A 16,303-nucleotide genomic window follows, 5' to 3' on the forward strand; every position below is an offset into this window, starting at 1 on the left:
TGGATCTTCCCCCGAATACCATTTCACCCTGCCCAAATTGACCCGTCCGGTCTACTCTGAATGGGTGCCGGACGACGTGGGGGGCAAGCCGTTCCCGGACGGCGACGAGCCCGACGACCGCAGCCACGGCGAGACGAACGACGAGTTCGCCGCCGTGGTCTTCGACGAGGACTTCGTACGGTCGGCCCCGATCCATGAGCCCACCGCCATCGAGCGGATGCTGGCCGCCGCCGAGGCCCGTGCCGAGGCCGAGGCGTCCCGGCGCCGCAGGGCCGGTGTCCCGCCCGAGGACGAGCTCTTCGAGGACGGGTACGGCGCGGAGACCGACTTCTACGGCGCGGACGACCCCGACGGGCGCTTCGGCCCGGGACGGGACGGGGACGACGCCTACGGCCCTTATGGGCGTTACGGCAGCGCGGGGCGCCCTTACCGCGGCCATGCCCGCTGGCACCGCCCGGTGGCCTGGCTGCTGGCCATCCTGATGGGCATCGGGGTGGTCGCCCTGGCCTTCACGGCGGTCTACCGGGGCGCCTCGGGCAACCGCCAGGACCCCGCCCCGCCGCCCGCCACCAGCGGTGTCGACGGCTCGCCCGCGGGGCAGCCGCGCCTGGAACCCTCGGGCTCGGAGTCGGCCCCGGAGCCGACCGGGGCCAAGGGCTCGACCGCCTCCGCCGTACCGCCGTCGCGGTGACGTCCGCACATGTCCCCGGCACGTCGCGGCGTGTCCCTAGCACGTCGCGGCGTATGGGGCGTTTCCTCCGCACTCGCCTCCCAAGTTGTGGAGTACCACCGCGTTTACCGTCGCCCCTGGCGACCTACTCTTGAGGTATGGCCGGGCGTGGAGACCCTCCCGAGGGGACACCCGAGGGCATCCCGGGAGGTGGTGAGGATGAGTACCGCTCCGTCGTGTTCGACGAGTCGTTCGTCCGTGCTGCCCGGCTCCAGGAGTTCTCGGCCGACGAGCGCATGGGCGAGCACGCACGGGCGGTGCGCAGCCGGCACGCCTGGGCCAGGGCCGGGGCGTCGCGCCAGGCCGTCGCGCTCGTCCTGCTGATCGCCATCGCCTTCGCGGCGGCCGTCTACATGGGGGTGCGCCACCCGTACCAGACGCCACAGCCGCAGACCGTGGAGCCACTGCACAGCAGCGTGGTGCCGCTCGCGCCGCGCGGTGAGGTGCCCGGAGGACCGCCGGACCGGCTGTTCCGCGCCAGCCCGGCCGCCGAGTTCCGCACCGGCGCCGAAGGAGTCACCGTGCCCGGCGCCCGCCGCACCCAGAGCTTCTCCGAGAGCCAGGTGATGACGGCGCTCACCACCGCCAAGGACTACCTGGTCAAGTCCGCCATCGACCCGGGTGTGCTCACCGGCGGTCCGGTGCAGGCCGTAAGGCTGCTGCTGGATCCCGCCCAGCAGACCCAGTTCGACCAGAGCTTCGAGCACCCGGTCGACGACGGACGGCATGCCGCCACCGGCTGGCTGAACCGCTTCAACCCGGCCGAGGTGACCCTGGCCGACACCCCGGTGCGGGTCCGCGGCACCCTTACGGTCATCGAGCGCAGCGCCGCGACCCTGGAGGTCGCCGCCGACCACGTCTTCGTCTACGCGCTCCAGCCGGCCCATGAGCGTGGACCGGACCATGCCTCGCTGTTCACCGTGCGCCGTGAGACGCGGTTCCGCTTCGACCGGGACGATCTGCGCGACCACCATCTGGAGCTGGTGCAGAGCACCGCGCTGGCGGGCCCGCAGGCCTGCGCCGCGAACGCCTCCGGCTATCTGCGGCCGATGCTCGCCGGCCAGAGCGCCAAGGGCGACGCCCCGACCGGCACCGACCCGTACACCACGGGCCGGACCACGGTCTCGCTGTGCGGCGTCATGGCCCCCGGGACCCAGCCCGCCGTCAACGGGCGGTCCTGAGGGCCGCCAGGGGCCGTCTCAGCGCTGCGGCGGGGTGTCCCCGGGCTCGTCGTTCCCCGGCCGCTCCGCCGGCCCGTCTCCGGGGCGCTGGTCCTCAGCCGCGTCCTGGGCCCCGTCCTGAGTCTCGTCCTGGGCCCCGCCCCGGGGCTCGTCCCGGGGCTCCCGGGGCTCCTCCCGGGGCGGTGTGCCCTCCTCGGCGGTCTCACCGTGCTTGCCCGCGCCGCCCGTGAACCGGTCGCGCAGCTTGCTGCCCAGGTCCCCGGCGCCGCCCGCCACGTCCCTGACGAAGGCGAACAGCGGGTCCTTGCTGTTGCGGACCGACTCCGCGTAGTGGCTCGCGGACTCCCGGAACGAGTCGCCGACCGAGGTGTCCCGGTCCTCGTCGCGGCGCGGGTAGTGGCCGTCCATGAGCCGCTGGTAGTCGCGGGTCGCGGCCCACTTCTTGAGCTCGGCGGCGCGCACGGTGGTGAACGGATGGCTGCGCGGCAGCATGTTCATGATCTTGAGGACGGAGTCCCGCAGATCGCCGCTCGACTCGTACTCCTCCGCCTGCTCCAGGAAGGCGTCCACGTTCATCTCATGGAGGTGATGGCCGCCCGCGAGCTTCATCAGCCCGCGCATCGAGGCCCGCAGATCCTGCCCGACCAGCAGCCCCGCCCGGTCCGCCGACAGCTCCGACTTCCGGAACCACTCCCGCAACGCCGTGACCAGCGCCAGCACCGCCACATTGCCGAGCGGAATCCAGGCGACCTTCATGGCGAGACTGGTGAGGAAGAGCAGTATCGTCCGGTAGACCGAGTGCCCCGACAGCGCATGGCCCACCTCATGGCCGATGACCGCCCGCATCTCCTCCTCGTCGAGCAGCTCGACCAGACCGGTGGAGATCACGATGATCGGCGCGTCCATGCCGATGCACATCGCGGTCGGCTGCGGGTTCTGGGTGACGTACATGGCCGGGACCCGCTCCAGGTCCAGGATGTAGCAGGCGTCCCGCAGCATGTCGTGGAGATGGGTGAACTGCCGCTCGCTGACCCGCACCGAGTCGGAGAGGTAGAGCAGCCGCAGGCTCCGCTCGGGCAGCAGACCGCTCATGGCCTTGAAGACGGTGTCGAAGCCGGTCAGCTTGCGCAGCGCGACCAGCGCGGAGCGGTCCGCCGGATGTTCGTACGCCCGTGAGGAGATCCCGGGGAACCGCCGCCGCTCCCGGCTGGGCACATGCTCCCGGGCGCCTCCCGTCCCGTTTCCACCACCGGTCTCGTGGCTGTCGCTCATGTCGCCCCCTCGTTGATTGCCCGCTCGACGGGGTGCCCGGTCCGGGCCCTCGTCCGGCGGCCCCCAGCCTAGGCCCTGAGCGCCTGGGGGTTAGCGTGGAGACATGCCCGAAATGACTGGCCTCACCGAAGCCCTCGCCGCCACCTCGCACAGCAACGACGGCCCCGGAGCGCTGCTGCGCATCGTCATCGTGGTCGGCGTGGTGGGCGCCGCCCTGCTCGCCTGGTTCCTGCTGCGCGGTTACAAGCAGGACTGAGCGGATACGAGCGGGATTGAGCGGATACGAGCAGGACGGATACGAGCGGGGCTGCCACCAGCAGGACGGACATCGGGACCGAAAACCGCCTCGCATACGATGTGGCCGACGTGTTGTGACGCCTAGACCCGGATAGGTACTGCCGCGATGACCGCTTTCAGCACCGCACATGCCGCCCTGACCACGCTCGCGTCCGAGGGCGGTGAGCACACCGACACTCACCCGAGCATCAGCCCCTTCATGACCGGCGGTGCGGCCCTGGTGATCCTCTTCCTGCTGCTGTGGATCACCACGCGCTTCAACCGGGACCGCTGACCTGGGCGATTGCACCTATGGGCCCCGGCTCCGGGCCGGGCCCAGTAGGGTCTGCACGCATGGAAGAGCAGAAAGGGTCCGGCAAGCGGCGACTGGGTGTGATGGGCGGGACGTTCGACCCGATCCACCACGGCCACCTGGTCGCGGCGAGCGAGGTGGCCTCGCAGTTCCACCTCGACGAGGTGGTGTTCGTGCCCACCGGGCAGCCCTGGCAGAAGAGTCACAAGAAGGTCTCCCCGGCCGAGGACCGCTATCTGATGACGGTCATCGCGACCGCCTCGAACCCGCAATTCTCGGTCAGCCGTATCGACATCGACCGCGGCGGGCCCACTTACACCACCGACACGCTCCGGGAACTGCGCGCGCTCAACGGTGACGCCGATCTGTTCTTCATCACCGGGGCCGACGCACTCAACCAGATCCTCACCTGGCGCGACGCCGAAGAGCTCTTCTCGCTGGCCCACTTCATCGGGGTGACCAGACCCGGGCACATATTGGCCGACCCGGGGCTGCCGGAGGGCGGGGTGTCGCTGGTGGAGGTCCCCGCGCTGGCGATCTCGTCATCGGACTGCCGGGCGCGGGTCGCTCATGGCGACCCCGTCTGGTACCTGGTGCCGGACGGCGTGGTGCGCTACATCGACAAGCGCGAGCTGTACCGGCACGACTGCTGAAGGGGTACCGGTGAACGACCGGCAGGATCCGTACGACCCGTACGCACAGGACCCGTATGGCCAGGAGCCGCAGATCTACGGCTATGACGCCTATGGGCGTCCGGTTTACCAGCCGCAGGCGGACCAGCAGCAGAGTTACGACCCGTACGCGCAGCAGCAGACGCAGTACGGGGAGCAACAGCAGCAACAACAGCAACACGACGGGTACGGCTACGACCCCTACGGCCAGCCGCAGCATCACCAGCACCAGCAGCCCCAGCAGCAGCCCCAGACGCAGAACTACGACCCGTACGTTCAGCAGCAACAACAACAGCAGTTTCAACAACAGCAACACCAGCAGCAGTACCAACAACAGCCACAGCAGGGTTACGGCTACGACTACCCGCAGGCGGCCGCCGCCCCGGCCGTCCCCTCGCGGCGCGAGGAGCCCAACCCCGCGGCCAACCCCTACGAGGAGCTGAGCCCGGAGCAGCTGCGCCCCGGGTCCGAGCCGCCTCCGGCCGGGGAGCCCCGTTCCGCCGGGCCCCGGTCCGCGGAGCGAAAGCGTCCTGGGGATGCCGATCAGGAGGAGTACCACACCGAGCAGTTCTCCTTCGTCGAGGAGCAGGACGAGGAATCCGACGACGTCATCGACTGGCTGAAATTCGCCGAGACCCGCTCCGAGCGCCGTGACGAACGCCGCCGTAAGGGCCGCAACCGCCTCATAGCGCTCGTCGTGGTCCTGGTTGTCGCCGCGGCGGGCGGGGTCGGTTACCTCTGGTACGCGGGCAAGCTCCCGGGGCTGTCCGACGACGCCCAGGACCAGGCGGCCGCGGGCGGTCCGCAGAAGCGCGATGTGATCGTCGTCCATCTGCGCGAGACCAAGGGCGGCCGCACCTCCACGGCCCTGCTGGTGGACAACGAGACCACCAAGAAGGGCACCACCGTCCTGCTGCCGAACTCGCTGGCCGTCTCCACCGAGGACGGCGCCTCCACGACTCTCGGCAAGTCCGTGACCGACGAGGGCTCCGACTCCACCCGGGACTCCCTGAGCACCCTGCTGGGGTCGAAGATCCAGGGCACCTGGCGACTGGACACGCCCTATCTGGAGAACCTCGTAGAGCTGGTCGGCGGGATCGGCATCGACACCGACGCGACCGTCCCCAGCCCCCAGAAGGGCGAGGACCCCCTGGTCAAGCGGGGCAAGGACCAGATCGTGAGCGGCCAGGCGGCCGTGGCGTACGCCACCTACCGCGCTCCCGGCGAGGCACAGTCCAAGCAGCTCGCGCGGTTCGGGCAGGTCATGCACGCGGCGTTGAAGAAGCTCTCCAGCGATGAGAAGGGCGCCACCAGCACCGTGGAGTCGCTGGCCCAGATCCCCGACCCGTCGCTGTCCGAGCAGCAGCTGGGCGCGTCGCTGGCGAAGCTGGCCGGGCAGGCCAAGAGCGGTGCGTACGACACCGCGATGCTGCCGGTCCAGCCGGACGGGACGCTCAGCAGCCAGGCGACCGACCATGTGGTCAAGGACATCCTGGGCGGCACGGTCAAGAACTCCGACAAGAACACCGCGGCCCGGGTCAGCGTGACCAACGCCGGAGGCCCCAAGGACGCGTCGAGTGCCGCGCGGGTGGCGCTGGTCAACGGCGGCTTTACGGTCGTCACGGCCACCGAGGGCGGCGATGCGCAGTCGGCCTCGCGGGTGACCTACGCGGACAACGCCCAGGCGGGCCAGGCCAAGGAGGTCGCCAAGACGCTCGGGCTGCCGGAGTCGGCGGTGCGGAAGGGCAAGGGCGCGGCCAACGCGGACATCACGGTCCTCCTCGGCCCGGACTACGACGCCACGGGCTGAGGCGGCCCGGGCACGCCGGGCGGTCGTTCCTCGCCGCCCGGCGTGACGGTGGGGCGTGAGACCCTGGGGGAAGCCAGACCTTCGAGGTACCACCGACCGAAAGCCTTGCCTGTGACCGCCACGGACCGCTCCCTCGAGCTCATCAACGCCGCCGCCCAGGCGGCCGCCGACAAGCTCGCGCACGACATCATCGCGTACGACGTCAGCGATGTGCTCTCCATCACCGACGCCTTCCTGCTGGCCTCGGCGCCCAACGACCGCCAGGTCAAGTCGATCGTCGACGAGATCGAGGAGCGGCTGAACAAGGACCTGGACGCCAAGCCGGTGCGTCGCGAGGGCGACCGTGAGGCCCGCTGGGTGCTGCTGGACTACGTGGACATCGTGGTGCACGTCCAGCACAGCGAGGAGCGGGTGTTCTACGCCCTGGAGCGGCTCTGGAAGGACTGTCCGCAGCTGGAGCTCCCGGCCGACGCCGAGGCCACCCGCGGCAAGGCGCAGGAGTACGCGCAGGCGCAGGGCCCGGACGGCGGCGCGGGCGGTGAGCTGAGCTGAACGGCATCCAAGGCGCCCGTGGCCGCCGCATCGTCCTGTGGCGCCACGGCCAGACGGCCTGGAACATAGAACGCCGTTTCCAGGGCTCCCTGGACATCGAGCTCACCGACACCGGTGTCGCGCAGGCGCACCGCGCGGCCCGGCTGCTGGCCGCCCTGAAGCCGGACGCGATCATCGCCTCCGATCTGAAGCGGGCGGCGGCCACGGCCGCCGAGCTGTCCGCCGTCACGGGGCTGTCGATCGCGCATGACGCGGGTCTGCGGGAGACCTACGCGGGCAAGTGGCAGGGGCTGACCCACGAGGAGATCATCGAGCGCTTCGGCGAGGAGTACGCGGCGTGGAAGCGCGGGGAGCCGATCCGGCGCGGCGGCGGTGAGCTGGAGACCGAGGTCGCCGACCGGGCCGCGCCGGTGGTGCTCGAGAGCGCCGACAAGCTGCCGGACGACGGCACGCTCGTGGTGGTCAGCCACGGCGGCACGATCCGCACCACCATCGGCCGGCTGCTCGGCCTGGAGCCCCGCACCTGGGAGGCGCTGGGCGGCCTGTCCAACTGCTGCTGGTCCGTGCTGGGCGAGGGTGCGCGGGGCTGGCGGCTCCTGGAGCACAACGCCGGATCGCTGCCCGAGCCGGTGCTCGGCGACGACGACTGAGCGGATTTCCTTTCCCGGCAGGTCACCGGCTATGCTCCTTCTCGTTCGAAGCGCTCCGGCGCGGAGAAGAGCGGGGCTATAGCTCAGTTGGTAGAGCGCCTGCATGGCATGCAGGAGGTCAGGAGTTCAATTCTCCTTAGCTCCACAGGACCAGGATCCCGTCTCCCTCACAGGGAGGCGGGATCGCTGCTTTCCGCACCACTTCCGGCCCGGGTCTCCGCCGCGGCTCTTTCCTCCCGCAGTACGGAGAGTGGCTTGGCGTGCATCGTGCAGCCGATCAGCGGGTCGTGCAGGAGGCGCACCCGCCGCACATGGTCACGGCTCTCCTCGTCGCAGGGCGTGTAGACCACGATCCGGGTCTCCGGCACCCCGCTGACCCGCATCGAGGTCGAGGTCAGCCGGATCTCGCCGACCGAGGCGTGCCGCACCACCTTGATCCGGGAGCCCGGCGGCGCGACGTCTCCGCTCTGCCACAGCCGGGCGAAGTCGTCGCTGGCCGCCAGCAGCCGGGCGATGAAGTCCTCCCAGGCGGGCTCGCCCACATGGCGTCCGTACCCGCCGCGCAGCGTGGCCACCAGGAGCGGCAGCTCCTCGTCGAGGTTCACATAGGGGGCACAGCAGCGGCGGGCCACGAACAGCTGCCACAGGGCGTTCCGCTCGGCGGCGGCGGAGAGCAGCATCTCCGGGAACAGGCCGCCGTACGCGGCATTGGCGGCCAGGACGTCGTAGCGGGCGTTGTAGACCACCGCGGGGAGCGGGTCGAGCGCGTCGATGATGCCCTGCACCTCCGGGCTCACGCTGCGCGGATCGCGCTCCCGGCCGGGCACATACGGCACCTCGGCCAGGTGGTAGAGGTGCTCGCGCTCGGTCTGGTCCAGCCGCAGGGTGCGCGCGACCGCGTCCAGCACCTGCACGCTGGCGTTGATCGGGCGGCCCTGCTCCAGCCAGGTGTACCAGGTCACGCCGACGCCGGAGAGCTGGGCGACCTCCTCGCGGCGCAGCCCCGGGGTGCGGCGCCGCAGACCGGGCGCCATGCCCACGTCGGCGGGGGTCACCCGGGCACGGCGGCTGCGCAGGAAGGCGGCCAGCTCGGGCCGTCTGCGCCGAGTGTTCGCGGTCATCGTCGCTCTCCCCGTTCCCCGTGCCGTAGGGCCGCACGGCCGGTCCCCCTTCGAGCCGTACGGCCCCATGCTCCCGGGGGCGGCGGGCGGCTGCCAGGTGCTGCCACTACCAGCATCGGCGGGCTCTCGTTACCGGTACCGGCCCGGCCACAGGCTCGGTCCATGAGACACACCACCCCGACCACCCTTCCTCCGACTCCGACGGGGGACCTCGGTGGATCCAGTAAAGGCGAGGCCACTGACAACCGGGCCAATGGCGGCTCGGCCGCCGACCACCGGGCCGCGCGGCGCGCTGCCTCCCGGCGTCCTGCCTCCCGGCGCCCTCCGCGCCCCGGCTGGCTGCTCACGATCGTTCTCACCGGCCAGCTCATGGCCGTCCTCGACGTCTTCATCGTCAATATCGCCGCCCCGACCGTGCGCGCCGATCTGCACGCCTCCGGCGCCGGACTGCAACTCGTCATCGCGGGCTACACCGTCTCCTACGCCGTGCTGCTGATCACCGGCGCGCGGCTGGGCGCCCTGGTCGGCCACCGGCGGATGTTCCTGACCGGGCTCGCGGTCTTCACCGGCGCCTCGCTGGCCTGCGGGCTCGCCGCCACCACCGGACAGCTGATCGCCTTCCGGTTCGTCCAGGGCGCGGGTGCCGCGCTGATGCTGCCGCAGGTGCTGAGCCTGATCCAGCGGACGTTCACGGGCGGTTCGCGGGCACGGGCGCTGGGCGCGTACTCCGCGGTGCTGGCCTCCGGCGCCGCCGGCGGGCAGATCCTGGGCGGGCTGCTGGTCGAGGCCGATCTGCTCGGCTCCGGCTGGCGCCCGGTCTTCCTGGTGAACGTGCCGATCGGGCTCGCGCTGCTGGCCCTCGGCCCGCGGCTGCTGCACGACCCGGCCGATCCGCCGCGCCCAGCGGAGGCCCCGCGCCCAGCCGAGGCCCCGCGCCCGGCCGATGCGCCGCGCCCTCGCGGGGAGCGCGCGGCCGTCCGCCGGAGCGGCCTGGACCTGCCCGGTCTGGTGCTGCTCGCGGCCGCCGTGCTGCTGTTCACGGTGCCGCTGGTGCTCGGGCAGGAGCGGGGCTGGCCGCTGTGGTGCTGGATCGTGCTCGGGCTGAGCGCGGTCCTGGTGGCGCTCTTCGCCGCGTACGAGACCCGGCTGGCCCGGCGCGGCGGTGCGCCGCTGATCTCCCCCAGGGTGGTGCGGGCGCCGGGGATGCCGCGCGCGGTGATCCGTATCGCACTGGGGATGGCGGCCAACGCGGGGTTCCTGTTCGCCCTGACCCTGCATGTGCAGGGCGGGCTCGGCTACAGCCCGTTGCGGGCGGGGCTGACATTCGTCCCCACGGCGGTCGCGTTCGGCGTCGTGGGCCTCAACTGGCGGCGGCTGCCCGCCCGCTGGCACGCCGCCACCGTCCCGGGCGGATTCCTGCTGGCGGCCGCCTCGTTCGCCGGAGCCGGTCTGGCCCTGCGCGACGGCACGGACGGCGGCCCATGGCTCCTCGTCGCCCTTACGGCTTCCGGCGCGGGGCTCTCGCTGGCCTACAGCCCCCTGCTCACACGGACGTTGGCGACCGTAAGGCAGCAGGACGCGGCGGACGCCAGCGGGGTGCTGGTGACAGCGGCTCAACTCGGCCTGCTCACCGGCGTCGCGGTCTTCGGGGCGGTGTTCCTGAGCGCGGCGGACGATACGGTGCCCAGTGCGGGTGCCTCCGCGGAGGCCCTGTGGGTGACCTGCGTCGCCTTGGCCGGGGCCGCGCTGTGCGGAGCACTGATGAGTCTGGTGAGACGAGTGGGGCATCTCCGCTGACCTGCGCGTCGTCCCATGGCAGAATCGGACGGCCGGAGGGGGATGGGGCCGACACGTCCGATGGGGAGGGCAGGTGGGATGCGGACCAGCATCCTCGATGCGATCGAGGACCCGTCCCGCAGGGCACGAGCGGGCATCGTGTGCCCGTCCTGCGGCTCCGGACATGTGGCACAGGTCCTCGGTGACAACGGCGGTGTTTCCTACGTGTGTACGGCCTGCGGCCATAGCTGGAGCTGAGTGAGATGGGAGCCCACAGCCGGAAGTGCGACTGGTGCGGCACCGGCACACCGATCGTCCGCGATATGGAGCCGCTCAACTCCGACTACCAGTACTGGTGTGCGGAGTGCGCGCGGGCGCTGATCATCAGAGGCGATCCCATCGAGACCTACCGTGAGCTCGAAGGGGAGCCGATCTACGGCCGGCTCCTCGACGAGCACTGCACGCTGAAGCGTTTCTATTCGTTCGCGACGGCGTAACGGGGATCTGCTCCGGCCTCCGGCCAATCGATTTGGCGGAAGGCCGGGGCGTCCGTGTAATGTAGGCGTCGCCGCCGGGGAAACCGGGCGGAGCGAGACCTGGGGCTATAGCTCAGTTGGTAGAGCGCCTGCATGGCATGCAGGAGGTCAGGAGTTCAATTCTCCTTAGCTCCACATCGAGGAGGCGGGTCGTCCGTAAGGGCGGCCCGCCTTTCGCGTCGCGTGACGAGGGCCACCGCCTCCGTGCGGCCCGTCCGCGCCCTGCGGTAACCTGGCCCCATGCGTGCCGTACGCCTTCTGCTTAGCGGGCCGCGCTGATCAGTACCGACCGAGTACAGCTCCGGTCGGTATCAGCGCGGCGTCCCCTCCTGTGCGAGGGGTCTTTTTGTTTCGGAAGCAGGTTCCGCTGCGTTGCCGCAGGCAGAGACGACCGATGGAGCTTTGAGGACCATGAGCGAGACCAATGCCGCGGCCGAGGTGGCCGCGCCGCACCGCTACACGGCCGCCCTGGCCGCCGACGTCGAAGCCCGCTGGCAGGACTTCTGGGACGCGCACGGCACGTATGAGGCGCCCAATCCGAGCGGCGACCTGGCAGGCGACGCCGAGGCCGTCGCCCGGCCCAAGAAGTTCGTCATGGACATGTTCCCGTATCCCTCGGGCGCGGGACTGCACGTGGGTCATCCGCTGGGCTACATCGCCACCGATGTGTTCGCCCGCTACCACCGCATGACGGGCCACAACGTCCTGCACACCCTGGGCTTCGACGCCTTCGGCCTGCCCGCCGAGCAGTACGCGGTGCAGACCGGCACCCACCCGCGGGTCAGCACCGAGGCCAACATCGAGAACATGCGGCGGCAGCTGCGCCGGCTGGGCCTGGGCCACGACAAGCGCCGCTCGTTCGCGACGATCGACCCGGACTACTACAAGTGGACCCAGTGGATCTTCCTGCGGATCTTCAACTCCTGGTACGACCCGGAGGCGAAGACGGCGCGCCCCATCGACACCCTGGTCCAGCGGTTCGCCTCCGGTGAGCGCACCACCCCCGACGGCCGCCCCTGGGCCGAGCTGACCGAGTCCGAGCGCTCCGACATCCTGGGCGACTACCGCCTGGCCTACGCCTCGGACGCGCCCGTCAACTGGTGCCCCGGCCTGGGCACCGTGCTGGCCAACGAGGAGGTCACCGCGGACGGCCGCTCCGAGCGCGGCAACTTCCCGGTCTTCAAGGCCAAGCTGCGCCAGTGGAACATGCGCATCACCGCCTACGCCGACCGGCTGCTGGACGACCTGGACGAGCTGGACTGGCCCGAGGCCATCAAGCTGCAGCAGCGCAACTGGATCGGCCGCAGCGAGGGCGCCCGGGTCGACTTCCCGGTGGCCGAACACCCCGACGCCAGGATCACGATCTTCACCACCCGCCAGGACACCCTGTTCGGCGCCACCTACATGGTCCTGGCGCCCGAGCACGGCCTGGTGGACGAGATCGTCCCGGCCGCCTGGCCCGAGGGCACCCACGACGTCTGGACCGGCGGCCACACCACCCCGGCTGAGGCCGTCGACGCCTACCGCAAACAGGCCGCGGCCAAGTCCGACGTCGAGCGGCAGGCCGAGGCCAAGGAGAAGACCGGCGTCTTCACCGGCGCGTACGCCGTCAACCCGGTCAGCGGTGAGCGGGTGCCGGTCTTCATCGCCGACTACGTCCTGATGGGCTACGGCACCGGCGCGATCATGGCCGTCCCGGCCCACGACAGCCGTGACTTCGCCTTCGCCCGCGCTTTCGAGCTGCCCATGCGCTGTGTCGTCGAGCCCTCGGACGATCGCGGCACCGACCCGTCCACCTGGGACGACGCCTTCGCCTCGTACGACGCGAAGATCGTCAACTCGACGGGGGAGTCCGTATCGCTGGACGGGCTGGGCGTCGTCGAGGCCAAGGCGCGCATCACCGAGTGGCTGGAGTCCCGCTCCATCGGCGAGGGCACCGTCAACTACCGGCTGCGCGACTGGCTGTTCAGCCGGCAGCGCTACTGGGGCGAGCCCTTCCCGATCGTCTACGACGAGGAGGGCGTGGCCCACTCCCTGCCCGAGTCGATGCTGCCCCTGGAGCTGCCCGAGGTCGAGGACTACTCGCCGCGCACCTTCGACCCGGACGACTCCGACACCTCCCCGGAGACCCCGCTGTCCCGGAACGAGGAGTGGGTCAACGTGGTGCTGGACCTGGGCGACGGCCGCGGGCCGCGGCCGTTCCGCCGCGAGACCAACACCATGCCCAACTGGGCCGGCTCCTGCTGGTACGAGCTGCGCTACCTGGACCCGCACAACAGCGAGCGGCTGGTCGACCCGGAGGCCGAGCGCTACTGGATGGGGCCGCGTGAGGGGCAGCCGCACGGCGGTGTCGACCTGTACGTGGGCGGCGCCGAGCACGCGGTGCTGCATCTGCTGTACGCCCGGTTCTGGTCCAAGGTGCTGTTCGACCTGGGGCATGTCTCCTCGGTCGAGCCGTTCCACAAGCTGTACAACCAGGGCATGATCCAGGCGTATGTCTACCGGGACAGCCGCGGAATCGCCGTCCCGGCCGCCGAGGTCGAGGAGCGGGACGGGGCCTACTGGTACAACGGCGAGAAGGTCTCCCGGCTGCTGGGCAAGATGGGCAAGTCCCTGAAGAACGCCGTCACGCCGGACGAGATCTGCGCCGAGTACGGGGCCGACACGCTGCGGCTGTACGAGATGGCCATGGGCCCGCTGGACGTCTCGCGGCCCTGGGACACCCGCGCGGTCGTCGGCCAGTACCGGCTGCTGCAGCGGCTGTGGCGCAATGTCGTCGACGAGGGCACCGGAGAGGTCACCGTCGTCGACACCGCGCCCGACGAGGCGACGCTGCGCGTCCTGCACAAGGCGATCGACGGCGTCCGGCAGGACATGGAGGGCCTGCGCTTCAACACCGCCATCGCCAAGATCACCGAGCTGAACAACCACGTCACCAAGGTGCGCGAGGTGCCCCGCTCGGTGGCCGAGGGGCTGGTGCTGCTGATCTCGCCGCTGGCCCCGCATGTCGCGGAGGAGCTGTGGCGCAGGCTGGGCCACTCCGGGTCGGTCGTCCACGAGTCCTTCCCGGTCGCCGATCCGGAGTACGTCGTGGACGAGACCGTCACCTGTGTGGTGCAGGTCAAGGGCAAGGTCAAGGCCCGACTGGAGGTCGCGCCCTCGGTCTCGGACGAGGAGCTGGAGGCGCTGGCGGTGGGTGACCCGGCGGTCGTGGCGGCGCTGAACGGCGCGGGCATCCGTAAGGTCATCGTGCGGGCGCCGAAGCTGGTGAACATCGTTCCGGCCTGATCGGCTTTTCATGTGTGGGCGGGTTGGGGGTTCGTCAGGAACCTCTGACCCGCCCGGCGCGTTTACGCTGAGAGGACGACCGCCACCGTGCCGTGACCGCCGCCCCAAGGAGCGCCATGGAAGCCATCTGGATCCTGCTGACGCTTTTCGTCCTGATCATGCTGGCGGGGGTCTATGGGGTCGTTCGCGCGGTCAGGGCGGCCAAGCGCGGTATCGACCGTACGGTGCACCAGGCCCGTGTCACGGTGGAGGAGACCAGACTCCGGGCCCGGCAGCTCGCCCAGCCGGGCGCGACCGGCGAGCTCGCCCAGCTGCGGCTCTCCCTGCGCGGCTCGATGCGCGCCACCGGGCAGGCGCTGCAGGCGGCCGCCCCGCAAGACCGGTCCCTGTCGGAGTCGTTGGGCCTGTTCCAGCGGCTGAGCAGCCATGCGCTGGACCTGGAAGCGGATCTGAAGCGGCTGGAGCAGGAGCCCGACAGGTCCCGGCTCGCCGCCCTGCTGCCCGAGATGCGGGAGCGTACGCAGCGGATCACCCATTCGGCCGACTCGCTGCGCTGGGCGGTGCAGGAGCGGACGCATCGGATGGCGCACGACGATCTGGACTCGCTGGGCCGCGAGATCGAGATGGAGGCGGGGGCGCTGCGGCACTGGACGGCGGTGGAGCCGGACGAGCCGCTGGCGGCGCCCGAGGCGGGTTCACGATCTGGGCCCGACGCGGGGGTGCGCCCTGGGCCCGAGGCAGGGGTGCGACCGGGGCCCGAGGCGGGGCAGGAGCCGGAGCCGCCCCGGCCGCCGCTCGGGGCGAGGCCGAATCCGGAGCCCCAGGCGTGGCAGAAGCCCTGGCAGAAGTCCCCCCGTCCCGAGAACACGGCCTGAGACCCCGAAACTCCGAACCCCCGAAACCCCGAACCCCCGAACCCCGAAACTCCGAACTCCCCGGAATGAACCCGGTCTGAGAACAGGATCTGAGTCACGTCTGAACAGGGCATGATCGGCAAGGCAATTGATCATCCGGTGGGGTCGCGCTGTCGGCAGGCGCCATCCCCCGATAACCTCCCAGTCATGTCCCGCCATGTCGCGATCGTGACCGATTCCACGGCGTACTTGCCGCAGGATGCGATGGAGCGGCACCGCATCACCGCCGTGCCGCTGACGGTGGTGCTCGGAGACCGGGCCCTGGAAGAGGGCACCGAGATCTCGGCCCGGTCCCTCGCGCAGGCGCTGCAGAAGCGGAAGCCGGTGACGACATCCCGGCCCAGTCCGGAGATGTTCGCGGCCGCCTATCGGGCCGCCGCCGAGGAGGGCGCGACGGGCATCGTCTCCCTGCATCTGTCGGCCGAGTTCTCCGGGACCTACGACGCGGCGGTGCTCGCGGCACAGGACGCGCCCGTTCCGGTGCGGGTGGTGGACAGCGGAATGGTCGCGATGGCACTCGGCTTCTGCGCGCTGGCGGCGGCCGAGACGGCGGAGGGCGGCGGCACGCTGGACGAGGCCGTGGCGGCGGCGGAGAAGCGGGCAGACAGCACGGCCGCCTACTTCTACGTCGACACCCTCGACTATCTCCGGCGCGGGGGCCGCATCGGCGCGGCCCAGGCACTGCTCGGCTCGGCGCTCGCGGTCAAACCGCTGCTCCAGCTCGACGAGGGGCGGATCGAGCTGCGGGAGAAGGTCCGCACCGCCTCGAAGGCCATCGCCCGGCTCGAGGAGATCGTGGTGGAGCGGGCCGGCCGGAGCCCGGTGGACATCGCGGTGCAGCACCTGGCGGCGGGCGAACGGGCGGCGGCGCTCGCGGAGCGGCTGCGGGAGCGGGTGCCGGGGCTGGCGGAGCTGTATGTGAGCGAGGTGGGCGCGGTGATCGGGGCGCACACCGGGCCGGGGCTGCTGGGGGCGGTGGTCTCTCCGCGATAGCGGAGGGTGGCGGAGGCTCTTCACTCGGCGGGGTGACGGAGTTGTCCACAACGCGGGGGTTATCCCCGGGAATTGATGCGGATCAGCGCGATCGGCTCCATGTGCCTACCGTCAGGTGGCATGAGGTCACGATCACGCACAGTAACCACGGGGTCGGGGCGCGGCCGCCATCGCGACGGCGGGGCGGGCCGCCCCCCGCGCTCGCCGTCCGGCATGGGTC

15 protein-coding genes and 2 tRNA genes are annotated in these 16,303 nt (G+C 71.1%); 15 read left to right on the forward strand and 2 right to left on the reverse strand.

Annotated features, from left to right (window positions below):
• The first annotated feature begins 64 nt into the window (after positions 1 to 64).
• Entirely contained in the window at positions 65 to 691 is a 627-nt protein-coding gene (locus JK364_RS09600; protein WP_307841206.1) for an SCO2584 family spore wall biosynthesis protein, read from the forward strand.
• 137 nt (positions 692 to 828) lie between these two features.
• Positions 829 to 1,911, forward strand: a complete 1,083-nt coding sequence (locus JK364_RS09605; RefSeq protein WP_201849601.1) for an SCO2583 family membrane protein — start codon at positions 829 to 831, stop codon at positions 1,909 to 1,911.
• 18 nt (positions 1,912 to 1,929) lie between these two features.
• Here the strand turns inward: JK364_RS09605 and JK364_RS09610 are convergent, their stop codons facing one another.
• Entirely contained in the window at positions 1,930 to 3,183 is a 1,254-nt protein-coding gene (locus JK364_RS09610) for a M48 family metallopeptidase (RefSeq protein ID WP_201849603.1), read from the reverse strand.
• 103 nt (positions 3,184 to 3,286) lie between these two features.
• Between JK364_RS09610 and JK364_RS09615 the strand changes: the two genes are divergently transcribed.
• From JK364_RS09615 to JK364_RS09645, 7 genes are all read left to right on the forward strand, one after another.
• Positions 3,287 to 3,439 carry a hypothetical protein gene (locus JK364_RS09615; protein ID WP_044575378.1) on the forward strand — a complete coding sequence of 51 codons (153 nt, stop codon included), beginning with the start codon at positions 3,287 to 3,289 and terminating at the stop codon, positions 3,437 to 3,439.
• 147 nt (positions 3,440 to 3,586) lie between these two features.
• The gene (locus tag JK364_RS09620) at positions 3,587 to 3,754 is read left to right on the forward strand and encodes a hypothetical protein (protein WP_037945979.1); all 168 of its coding nucleotides are present in this window, start codon (positions 3,587 to 3,589) and stop codon (positions 3,752 to 3,754) included.
• Positions 3,755 to 3,813: 59 nt separating this feature from the next.
• Complete coding sequence (nadD, locus tag JK364_RS09625) at positions 3,814 to 4,425, forward strand: nicotinate-nucleotide adenylyltransferase (RefSeq protein ID WP_037945980.1); 612 nt, start codon at positions 3,814 to 3,816, stop codon at positions 4,423 to 4,425.
• 10 nt (positions 4,426 to 4,435) lie between these two features.
• On the forward strand, positions 4,436 to 6,253 hold the full coding sequence (locus JK364_RS09630) for an LCP family protein (RefSeq protein ID WP_201849605.1): 1,818 nt from the start codon (positions 4,436 to 4,438) through the stop codon (positions 6,251 to 6,253).
• Positions 6,254 to 6,364: 111 nt separating this feature from the next.
• Complete coding sequence (rsfS, locus tag JK364_RS09635; protein ID WP_164429537.1) at positions 6,365 to 6,805, forward strand: ribosome silencing factor; 441 nt, start codon at positions 6,365 to 6,367, stop codon at positions 6,803 to 6,805.
• Complete coding sequence (locus JK364_RS09640; RefSeq protein WP_201849843.1) at positions 6,802 to 7,455, forward strand: histidine phosphatase family protein; 654 nt, start codon at positions 6,802 to 6,804, stop codon at positions 7,453 to 7,455. Before rsfS ends, JK364_RS09640 begins: the two co-directional genes overlap by 4 nt.
• Positions 7,456 to 7,527: 72 nt before the next feature.
• Positions 7,528 to 7,600: transfer RNA gene (locus JK364_RS09645), tRNA-Ala, on the forward strand.
• Between the two features lie 22 nt (positions 7,601 to 7,622).
• On the opposite strand, the gene JK364_RS09650 is transcribed toward JK364_RS09645, so the two are convergent.
• A complete protein-coding gene (locus JK364_RS09650) occupies positions 7,623 to 8,576 on the reverse strand; it encodes a helix-turn-helix transcriptional regulator (RefSeq protein WP_201849607.1) in 954 nt (317 codons plus the stop codon).
• A 162-nt stretch (positions 8,577 to 8,738) separates the two neighbouring features.
• Here JK364_RS09650 and JK364_RS09655 point away from each other — a divergent pair, with 162 nt between their 5' ends.
• From JK364_RS09655 to JK364_RS09680, 6 genes are all read left to right on the forward strand, one after another.
• Entirely contained in the window at positions 8,739 to 10,373 is a 1,635-nt protein-coding gene (locus JK364_RS09655; RefSeq protein ID WP_201849609.1) for an MFS transporter, read from the forward strand.
• A 242-nt stretch (positions 10,374 to 10,615) separates the two neighbouring features.
• Entirely contained in the window at positions 10,616 to 10,849 is a 234-nt protein-coding gene (locus JK364_RS09660; protein WP_030835565.1) for a hypothetical protein, read from the forward strand.
• Positions 10,850 to 10,950: 101 nt separating this feature from the next.
• Positions 10,951 to 11,023 (forward strand) — tRNA-Ala (locus tag JK364_RS09665).
• 276 nt (positions 11,024 to 11,299) lie between these two features.
• Positions 11,300 to 14,176 (forward strand): leucine--tRNA ligase, encoded by a 2,877-nt coding sequence (gene leuS, locus JK364_RS09670; protein WP_201849611.1) that lies wholly within the window; start codon positions 11,300 to 11,302, stop codon positions 14,174 to 14,176.
• Between the two features lie 116 nt (positions 14,177 to 14,292).
• Positions 14,293 to 15,051 carry a hypothetical protein gene (locus JK364_RS09675; protein ID WP_201849613.1) on the forward strand — a complete coding sequence of 253 codons (759 nt, stop codon included), beginning with the start codon at positions 14,293 to 14,295 and terminating at the stop codon, positions 15,049 to 15,051.
• A gap of 186 nt (positions 15,052 to 15,237) precedes the next feature.
• Positions 15,238 to 16,083: a DegV family protein gene (locus tag JK364_RS09680; protein ID WP_037945993.1), complete on the forward strand. Its 846-nt coding sequence runs from the start codon at positions 15,238 to 15,240 to the stop codon at positions 16,081 to 16,083.
• Positions 16,084 to 16,303: the final 220 nt, after the last annotated feature.

This window comes from Streptomyces endocoffeicus (assembly GCF_016741935.1).
In the GTDB taxonomy this organism is placed as follows: domain Bacteria; phylum Actinomycetota; class Actinomycetes; order Streptomycetales; family Streptomycetaceae; genus Streptomyces; species Streptomyces endocoffeicus.

Bases quoted from the DNA above. Each gene is read 5' to 3' on its own strand.
- leuS (WP_201849611.1), top strand. From the start codon at position 11,300: ATGAGCGAGACCAATGCCGCGGCCGAGGTGGCCGCGCCGCACCGCTAC.
- nadD (WP_037945980.1), top strand. From the start codon at position 3,814: ATGGAAGAGCAGAAAGGGTCCGGCAAGCGGCGACTGGGTGTGATGGGC.
- JK364_RS09610 (WP_201849603.1), bottom strand. From the start codon at position 3,183: ATGAGCGACAGCCACGAGACCGGTGGTGGAAACGGGACGGGAGGCGCC.
- JK364_RS09605 (WP_201849601.1), top strand. From the start codon at position 829: ATGGCCGGGCGTGGAGACCCTCCCGAGGGGACACCCGAGGGCATCCCG.
- JK364_RS09680 (WP_037945993.1), top strand. From the start codon at position 15,238: ATGTCCCGCCATGTCGCGATCGTGACCGATTCCACGGCGTACTTGCCG.
- JK364_RS09660 (WP_030835565.1), top strand. From the start codon at position 10,616: ATGGGAGCCCACAGCCGGAAGTGCGACTGGTGCGGCACCGGCACACCG.
- JK364_RS09655 (WP_201849609.1), top strand. From the start codon at position 8,739: ATGAGACACACCACCCCGACCACCCTTCCTCCGACTCCGACGGGGGAC.
- JK364_RS09650 (WP_201849607.1), bottom strand. From the start codon at position 8,576: ATGACCGCGAACACTCGGCGCAGACGGCCCGAGCTGGCCGCCTTCCTG.
- JK364_RS09675 (WP_201849613.1), top strand. From the start codon at position 14,293: ATGGAAGCCATCTGGATCCTGCTGACGCTTTTCGTCCTGATCATGCTG.
- JK364_RS09620 (WP_037945979.1), top strand. From the start codon at position 3,587: ATGACCGCTTTCAGCACCGCACATGCCGCCCTGACCACGCTCGCGTCC.
- JK364_RS09615 (WP_044575378.1), top strand. From the start codon at position 3,287: ATGCCCGAAATGACTGGCCTCACCGAAGCCCTCGCCGCCACCTCGCAC.